Below are 6,222 nucleotides of genomic sequence, written 5' to 3'. Positions count from 1 at the left end.
GTTGCTGGGATGTGACGCAACTCAACCTCCGGGGCTCCGTTTCTCCGCACCCGAAACCCGGCGGTCGTGGGGCAAGTCTTACGCAGGAACGCAGGAATTCTGCGCAGACTATATATTATCAGTTATTCGGCAGGCAGTCTTAAAAAAACCAGGGCGGGGTGCGACGGTCCCGGCCGCCCTTAAATTTATTCCACAATATGCTGCAGCCGCAATTAGCTTGTGTTGAACACCCGCCCACGAAAACAAAAAAGGGCGCGGTGTCAGCTACCCCTCGTTGGTCTTGGGAACCTTTGCGCGGAAGCTGTCCTGCGCCCCTGTCGTGTCCCGCCATAGAATAAGCGGGACATAACAAGGACTGACAACCATTATACCGCGCTAACAACCTCTTTCGAGGGTCCCAAGTTCACGAGGGTATAAAGAGTTGTTTACCCTTTATGTCGTTATGTCCGTCGGCTAAGCCGAACTATTCTCTCGCAAATTTAGCATTATTTCTGCATTTATTGAATTTGTCATGGAGCAAAGATATGTAAAATTATTCAAACAAGCACTATCGTGCAGATTAAATTTACTGTTTTGCCCTTTCTTTTGTCTAAAAAATAAAATCTCTGCAACGCAAAGACAATATATTAAGGGCTTGGATAGCTCGACGAATGCGAGAGATTCGAGAACAGCATAACCACACACAGGAATATCTGATCGAGAATACACGCCTGCATATTTCGCATTACGAGAACCAGCAGAAGTTTCCATCTTTGGAAACCTTGTCTTTGTTTTGTGAGTATTATAATATTTCGTTGCACGAATTTTTCAAAGAAACGGATTATCCGAAAAATAAACAATAAATAAAAGAGAAGACGCAACTTCCGGGGCGGAAAGAAACTGATTTCTTTCCGCCTTTTTTATTCTATTTGATGTTGTCAACCGTGTTCCGCCCCAGCACAATGAACCCCCAACTTGCCGCCATCCAAAACAAAATCTATGAAATCCGCGGCCAGTGCGTCATGCTCGACCGCGACCTCGCACAATTGTACGGCGTAACGACCGCCAATATCTTTAATTTTAATTATCTTTGCCCCTCAGAATCATAATCCGAACATGAAGAAGTCTTTCAGGATTGCGGCCATTGTCGCGGCCGTATTGTTGGCGGTCATCATTGTGGCTCCGATGGCGCTGCGGGGCAAAGTGGCCGAAATCGTCAAGCGCGAGGCCAACGCCATGCTGACGGCAAAACTCGATTTCGAGAAGCTGAACATCAGTCTGCTGCGCCATTTCCCCCATGCGTCGGTCGAGCTCAAGGGGCTGACCCTCGTGGGTACGGAGCGTTTCGAGGGCGACACCATCGTTGCCGCACGGCGTATTTCGGTGGTCGTCGACCTGCTGTCGTTCTTTGGCGACGAGGGGTTCGAGGTCTCCAAAGTCATCCTTGCGGCCCCTGCGCTGCACGCTCACAAACTGGCCGACGGAGCTGTGAACTGGGACGTCATGAAGCCCACGGACGAAGAGCCCGACGAGGAGACCGAGGAGCAGTCCGAATCGTCGTCGTTCCGGTTGCAGTTGCGCGATTTCCGGATTTCCGATGCGTCGGTTCGTTACGAGGACGATTCCACCCGCATGGCCTTTTCCACTGCTCCTCTGTCGCTGCGGCTGCGGGGCGACATGTCGGCCGAGCGGACCGACCTCGCGCTGCGGCTCGATGCCCGGCAGATGCGTTTCGTCTCGGGCGGGATTCCCCTGCTGAGCGGCGCCGAAGCCGAACTCGATGCTACGATTGCCGCCGACCTCAAGAACAACCGTTTCACATTTACGGACAATACGTTCCGGCTTAACGCCATCGCCCTGTCGCTCGATGGGTGGGTGCACCTCAAGGAGAGCGGCGCCGTTGCGATGGACCTGACGGCCGGATGCGGCAAGGTGCTGTTCAAGGACGTGCTGTCGCTGATTCCGGCTTTCTATACCAAGGATTTCCGCAATCTCTCGGCCTCGGGCGAATTGGCGCTCGACGTGTGGGCCAAGGGCGAAATACACGGTTCGGTGCTCCCCGCCTTTGCGGCCAAGGCCACGGTCAGCAACGGCAGTTTCCAATATTCGTCGTTGCCCAAGGCCGTCACCGACATTCAGCTTGCGGCAGGGATTTCCAATCCCGGCGGTACGATGAACAAGACGGTCGTCGACCTCTCGAAGTTTTCGCTCAAGATGGCGGGCAATTCGCTCGCCGCGACGTTCCACGCCACCAACCTCGTCAGCGACCCCGCTTTCCGGGCTTCGGTGGCTGGCAAGGTGGACCTGGGGGCCGTTCGCGAGGTTTATCCGCTCGACAAGCAAATCGACCTCGGGGGCGTCATCACGGCCGACCTGAAGGTGTCGGGCCGCATGTCCGACATCGAGAAGAAGCGTTACGAACAGATGGCCGCTTCGGGAACGTTCGTCATCGAACAGCTGGGGCTGACGGTGCCCAAACTCCCTGCGGTGCATATCCGCCGCGCCGCCGCGACCATTACGCCCAAGGCCATGACCCTCGGCGACTTCGGGGTGACGGTAGGGCGGAGCGACCTGTCGGCCAAGGGCCAGCTTACGGGTTATCTGGGCTATCTGCTCCGGGGCGACAAGCTGGCCGGGCGGCTCTATGTACGTTCCGGGTTGCTCGATCTGAACGAAATCATGGCGGCGCTTCCCGCGTCGGAAGAGCCTGCGGCTGTTGAGGAGCAGCCCGCCGAACCGATGCAGGTGCTGGTGGTGCCCAAGAACCTGGACCTCTCGCTCAATACCGAATTGCAGAAAATCCTCTTCAACAAGATGACCGTTTCGGCCCTCACGGGCGAAATGCGGGTGGCCGGGGGTGCGCTGTCGCTCGACAAGCTGGCGCTGCAGCTTTTCGGCGGCAAGGCTTCGGCGTCGGGCCGCTATTCGACCGCGGCCGACCCGTCGCGTCCGTCGCTGCGGCTGGGGCTGTCGTTGGCCGGAGCGTCGTTCTCGCAGACGTTCGACGAACTCGAAATGGTGCAGAAACTGGTGCCGGTGTTCGCCAAGACGGGCGGCGACTACTCGCTGTCGCTCGACATGACCGCGGCGCTCGATTCCACGATGTCGCCCGATTTGCAGTCGGTCAACGCAACGGGCGAAATCAAATCGGAAAATATCCGTGTTCAGAACATCGAAGCGTTCGACGCGCTGGCCAAGGCGCTGAACAACGACAAGTTGCGCAAGATTGAAGCCAAGGACGTGGCGATTCGTTTCGCCATCAAGAACGGCCGTGTCACGACGCAGCCTTTCGACTTGAAACTTGCCGGAACCAACGTGAATCTGTCGGGTTCGACGGGGTTGGACCAGACCATCGACTATGTGGCTAAGGTTTCGATGCCCGCGTCGGCGACAGGCGGCGTGCTGGAGACGCTCAACGTGAAGATCGGCGGAACGTTCACCGCACCCAAGATTACGCTGGGCGTCCGCGAAGCTGCCGAACAGGCCGTCAAGAAAGTGGTCGACGAACAGATTCAGAAACTTACGGGCAGCGAATCGCTTGCGGCCGAAGTGGAGAAGCAGAAAGAGAATCTGCGTGCCGAGGTCGAGAAGCAGGCGGCCAAACTGCGCGACGAAGCCAAGCGGGCGGGTGAAAAACTCGTAGCGGCCGCGCAGGTTCAGCGGACCAAACTTGTGGACGAAGCCGCCAAGAAAGGCACTTTGGCCAAATTCGCGGCCGAAAAGGCCGGGGACAAACTGGTTGCCGAGGCCGAGAAGCAGGCCGCGAACCTTGCCGCCGAAGCGGAAAAACAGATTGCCAAACTCTCGGCCCAGGGCGAGTAGTTTTGATTCCTGGAATGAAGAACGCGCTTGTGAAAAACTACCGGTCGCTGGGGGCCGACGGGGCGGTGCTGCTGTGGTTGGGCGTCTGGTGGGTGTGCAACATCGTGCTGGCCGCGACGGCGGAGCTTGCCAACGACGAAGCCTACTACTGGATGTTCGCCGAGCACCTGGCCTGGGGTTACTTCGACCATCCGCCGATGACGGCCCTGCTGGTGTGGCTGGGGCAGCACGTTTGGCCCGGAACCGAATTGGGCGTGCGCTTCTTCTTCACACTGCTGCAGCCCCTCTACCTCTACCTATTGTGGCGGCTGATACGGCCTGCCGATGCGGTGCGGCGCGACGGAGAACTTTTCGCGATGCTTTCGGCCGCGACGCTGATGTTGCAGCTCTACGGATTCATCGCGGTGCCCGACGGTCCGCTGATGATGACTGCGACGCTGTTTCTGCTGGCGCTCGGACGGTTCGCCGAACGGCGCCGCGGCGCCTGGCTTTGGCTGGGGCTGGCCATGGCGGCCATGGCTTACAGCAAGTATCACGGGGCATTGGTGGTGCTTTTTGCGCTGGCGGCCAATCCGCGGCTGCTGCGCCGTCCGGGGCTCTATGCGGGCGGGGCGGTGGCGCTGTTGCTGCTTGTGCCCCATTTCCTGTGGCAATATCACCACGACTGGGCTTCGTTCGCCTACCACCTTTCGGGGCGCAATGCGCAGTTCCGGCTGAGCTACGTGACCGATTTCGTGGCCAACATGCTGGTGGTTTTCAATCCGCTGTATCTGCCGCTTTACATCAAGGCGTGGCGGGCCGCCCGGCCCGAGGACGCGGTGCGGCGTGCGCTGAAATGCTTCCCGGCCGCCTTTGTCGGGTTCTTCCTGCTGTCGGCGTTCCGCGGCTATGTGCAGCCGCAGTGGGTCATCGTCGCGGCGCTCGGGCTGGTCTGCGTGCTGTTCGACTATGCGCGCCGTCATCCCCGCACGCGGCGCTACGTGATGCGCGCCGGGTGGGTTGTGGTGGCGCTGATGGCTCTGGTCCGCATCGAAATGATGTTCAACCCGCTGGGCATCCGGTTCGAGGTCTTCGACAACAAGGCGAGCTACGGAGCCATTGCCCGCGAAGCCGCCGGCCGCCCGGTCATTTTCAGAGGGAGCTATGCCATGGCGGCCAAGTACCGCTTCTATACGGGCGGCGAAGCCTACTGCCAGCCCAATATCGGTTACAGGACCCACCAATGGCAGTTCCGGGACGACGATTCGCGGTTTGCCGGGCGTGAAGTGCTGGTCGAGACGCCGCGTCGCGAACCGGGCGACACGCTTTTCCGGACGCAGAGCATCGCGCTGGCCAACGGCCGGGGATTCACGTGGCTGGTCGACCCCGATTTCCGCCCCGTGCGGCTGGTCGACGCTGCGTTTGCGGGGCTGCCGGAGCAGGTGGTGCCCGGGCAGGAACTGCGCATGCGGGTGCGGCTGGCGAATCCGTATGACTACGAGGTGGAAATCGGCGGGGAGACGGAGCTGGTCATGGTTTGGAAGCACGGCCGTTTCGAGGTGGAGGAAATCCCGACGGGAGTGCGCTGTACGATTCCGGCCCGCTCGGAAACGGAGGCTGAAGCGATGCTGCGGGTACCGGAACGGCTGGCCGGAAAAGAGTATGCCGCCGGATTCGCCCTGCGCCGCGAGGGCCGCACCCATTGGTTCAACGGAAAACCGCTCCGGACGGAGGTCTTGAAACCATGATTCTGCAATTCATCAAATTCTGCGTCGTAGGCGGCTCGGGGGTCTTCGTGGACTTCGGGGTGACCTACGCGTGCAAGGAATGGCTGCGCGTGAACAAGTATGCGGCCAATTCGGTGGGCTTTCTGTGCGCCGCGACGACCAACTACCTGCTCAACCGCGTGTGGACGTTCCACAACGAAGACCCCGACATCGCGGGGCAGTATCTGCGCTTCCTGGGCATCGCGTTGCTGGGGTTGGTCATCAACACGGCGACGATTTGGTTGCTGCACCACAAGTTCCGGGCGAACTTCTATGCGGCCAAACTTTTAGCCACGGGCGTGGTGACGTTCTGGAACTTCTTCATGAATTACTTTTTCAATTTCTGACGGACCTGCGGCACACCGCCGCAGGTTCCGACGCCATAACAGCCCCCGGCCCGGAATGACGAAGGCCACGGTTTTCGTCAGCGCGGCCCGTAGATTCAGCAGTCCGCTGGCGGCGTTTCGCTGAACGCTAAAACGTTTTAACAGCCTGTTAAAACGTTTCAATACGCCGTCAGTTATTCATTCCAGTCTGGCGGAAAACTTGGGTTAATGAATAATTAACAATGAATAGTGAATAATTGTTTTTCCGAATTTCGGATAATTATTCCCTATTAACTATTCATTATTCATTTTTTCTGTCATTCATTCCAGCGACTGCTTCGACTGCCTGC

Annotated in this window: 4 protein-coding genes and 1 pseudogene; all 5 read left to right on the top strand. The window is 58.5% G+C overall.

The window, feature by feature from the left end:
• Window positions 1–650: 650 nt before the first annotated feature.
• The 5 genes and pseudogenes from NFR47_RS03840 to NFR47_RS03820 all read left to right on the top strand — a co-directional run bounded on the left by NFR47_RS03840 (window position 651) and on the right by NFR47_RS03820 (window position 5,893).
• Window positions 651–842, top strand: coding sequence for a helix-turn-helix domain-containing protein (locus NFR47_RS03840; RefSeq protein WP_251214261.1), 192 nt, complete (start codon window positions 651–653; stop codon window positions 840–842).
• 99 nt (window positions 843–941) lie between these two features.
• Window positions 942–1,052 (top strand): annotated as a pseudogene (locus NFR47_RS03835) (ORF6N domain-containing protein); the annotation flags it as partial.
• A 43-nt stretch (window positions 1,053–1,095) separates the two neighbouring features.
• The gene (locus NFR47_RS03830; RefSeq protein ID WP_251214260.1) at window positions 1,096–3,801 is read left to right on the top strand and encodes an AsmA-like C-terminal region-containing protein; all 2,706 of its coding nucleotides are present in this window, start codon (window positions 1,096–1,098) and stop codon (window positions 3,799–3,801) included.
• 14 nt (window positions 3,802–3,815) lie between these two features.
• The gene (locus tag NFR47_RS03825; RefSeq protein ID WP_251214259.1) at window positions 3,816–5,528 is read left to right on the top strand and encodes an ArnT family glycosyltransferase; all 1,713 of its coding nucleotides are present in this window, start codon (window positions 3,816–3,818) and stop codon (window positions 5,526–5,528) included.
• Complete coding sequence (locus tag NFR47_RS03820; protein ID WP_251214258.1) at window positions 5,525–5,893, top strand: GtrA family protein; 369 nt, start codon at window positions 5,525–5,527, stop codon at window positions 5,891–5,893. The genes NFR47_RS03825 and NFR47_RS03820 overlap by 4 nt, the downstream gene beginning before the upstream one ends.
• The last annotated feature ends 329 nt before the right edge of the window (window positions 5,894–6,222 follow it).

Origin of the sequence: Alistipes muris, assembly GCF_943193205.1 — a bacterium.
Taxonomy (GTDB): Bacteria; Bacteroidota; Bacteroidia; order Bacteroidales; family Rikenellaceae; genus Alistipes; species Alistipes muris.
Note: the sequence above shows the minus strand (reverse complement) of the source record. Positions and strands in the feature narration are given on the sequence as shown.

Excerpts from the sequence above, each read along its gene's own strand:
- NFR47_RS03840 (WP_251214261.1), top strand. The coding sequence starts at position 651 with ATGCGAGAGATTCGAGAACAGCATAACCACACACAGGAATATCTGATC.
- NFR47_RS03830 (WP_251214260.1), top strand. The coding sequence starts at position 1,096 with ATGAAGAAGTCTTTCAGGATTGCGGCCATTGTCGCGGCCGTATTGTTG.
- NFR47_RS03825 (WP_251214259.1), top strand. The coding sequence starts at position 3,816 with ATGAAGAACGCGCTTGTGAAAAACTACCGGTCGCTGGGGGCCGACGGG.
- NFR47_RS03820 (WP_251214258.1), top strand. The coding sequence starts at position 5,525 with ATGATTCTGCAATTCATCAAATTCTGCGTCGTAGGCGGCTCGGGGGTC.